The organism is Paenibacillus sp. 1-18 (assembly GCF_000520755.1).
In the GTDB taxonomy this organism is placed as follows: Bacteria; Bacillota; Bacilli; order Paenibacillales; family Paenibacillaceae; genus Paenibacillus; species Paenibacillus brasilensis.
In genome coordinates this window covers 1-1938 of the sequence record NZ_ASSB01000303.1, presented here as the reverse complement: position 1 = coordinate 1938, position 1938 = coordinate 1, and the positions used below count along the sequence as shown (strand labels likewise).

Annotated in this window: 2 protein-coding genes; both read left to right on the top strand. The window is 50.2% G+C overall.

Annotated features, from left to right (window positions below):
• Positions 1–971, top strand: a 971-nt coding sequence (locus tag L693_RS0119055) for a thiamine pyrophosphate-dependent enzyme (protein ID WP_025719115.1), incomplete at its 5' end; no start/stop codon positions are given.
• A gap of 23 nt (positions 972–994) precedes the next feature.
• On the top strand, positions 995–1938 hold a 944-nt coding region (locus L693_RS0119050), incomplete at its 3' end, for a beta-ketoacyl-ACP synthase II (RefSeq protein WP_025719113.1).

Here is a 1938-nt window from a genome sequence, read left to right as displayed (position 1 = left end):
ATGAACTCTTCTGTGGTGTTGCCGGGCTCTATACGGATCTCAGTCTGAGACAAATCTGGAAGGAATCTGATGTGGTGATTACGCTGGGCAGCCGATTGGAAGAAACGGCTACGTTTGAGTGGGATATTCTGCTAGAGAATACACCTTTAATTCAAGTTAATGTCGAGCTGGAGGATTTTGCACACGAATACAGGGGCATCAAGGTGCTTGGTGATGGATATGCAGCATTAGAGCAATGGGTCCAACGGTACGGACACAAACCTGATGAAGTGTGGCTTGAAACGATCAGAAGTTGTAAACAGAAGGCATTTTCTAACAGAGCCATTTATCTGGAGGAGCTGAAAAAGACCCCTGGAATCCACGTTCCAGAGCTGCTGGAGATCATTCAGACGGAATTTCCGGAAAATCTGGTGCTTCTTCAAGAGAATGGATTGCAGGATATGTGGTCTTACTTTTATCCATATTTTCGCTTCACGCAAGGCTCTCTTTCGATTGTCCCCAGTGACCAAACGAGCCTTGGATTCGGTGCGGCTGCTGCTTTGGGAGCAAGCGTGGCAACAGAACGTCCAGTAGTGGCACTGGTCGGTGACGGTGCGTTCAATCTCTTCTATTCGGATTTTATGACGGCGGTGCAGTATCAAATACCGTTAATCTATATCGTACTCAATAATGGCGGCTACGGTTGGCTGCAAAATCAGATGAATTATAAGCATCTTTCGGATCAATCCTTGCCATTTGTCTCCGAGGAGGCCAAGGCAGGAATCCAAATTCCACAGTATGAGTTTGTGGAAAGTCTTGCGATCCGGAGCAAGGGGGAGGCCCAAGAACAGCTTCGGCTTGCTTGGGAGAAGTATCAGGAGAACAAGCTTGTGGTCGTCGAGGTATATGCTAATCTTGCAGATGTGCATGAGAAAATCAGTCATGTGTATGGCGACTTTCCTCTCTACGAGCAAAAGGCTTCCAAGAACTAATTTCAGCGAAGGACGTGGGTACAGTGAGAAGACGTGTTGTGGTGACAGGACAGGGAGTCGTAACGCCGGTTGGGCTTAATCTTTCAGATTTCTGGAATTCACTGTTGGAAGGAAAGAGCGGAATCGGACCTGTCACTGTTTTCGATACAGCGGACATTCCGACAAAGATTGGCGCACAGGTTACGGGCTTTGATCCGCTGCAATATATGAGCAAGAAGGAAGCTAATAAAGTTGCACAGTTCACTCAGTTTGCCCTGGCGGCTGCCCGGCAGGCAGTCGAGCAATCCAAATTAGTGATAGATGAGCGAAATGCAAGCCGCGTGGGGGTTATTGTCGGCTCTGGAGCAGGCGGTCTCGACGTAATAGAGGAGAACTACAGGAAGCTAACAGAGCTTGGTCCCAAGAGGGTTTCTCCTTATTTTGTTTCCTCCATGATGATTAATTCTGCGCCTGGCGAAATCTCCATTGCTATCGGAGCTAAGGGACCTTCGTTTGCTGTGGTTACGGCTTGTGCTACCGGAAGTAATGCCATTGGTGAAGCATTGCGTACGATCCAGTATGGGACGGCTGATGTTGTGGTTGCCGGAGGAGCAGAAGCGAATTTCAGTCAGCTTGATTTAGCATCCTTTGCGAATATCCATGCGCTCTCCAGACGCAATGAAGAGCCGCAGAAGGCCAGTCGTCCGTTTGATGTGGACCGCGACGGATTCGTCATCGGCGGAGGAGCAGGGGTGTTGGTGCTGGAGGAGCTGGAGCATGCCTTGAACCGCGGAGCCACGATTTTGGCCGAGGTTGCGGGTTATGGATGCACGACCGATGCGTACCATATCACGGCTCCTGATCCCTCGGGCTCCGGTCCGGCGGAAGCGATCAGCATCGCTCTGCAGGATGGCGGTTTGACACCGCAGGAAATCGACTATGTCAATGCCCATGGTACGAGTACGCCGTTTAACGACCGTATGGAGAT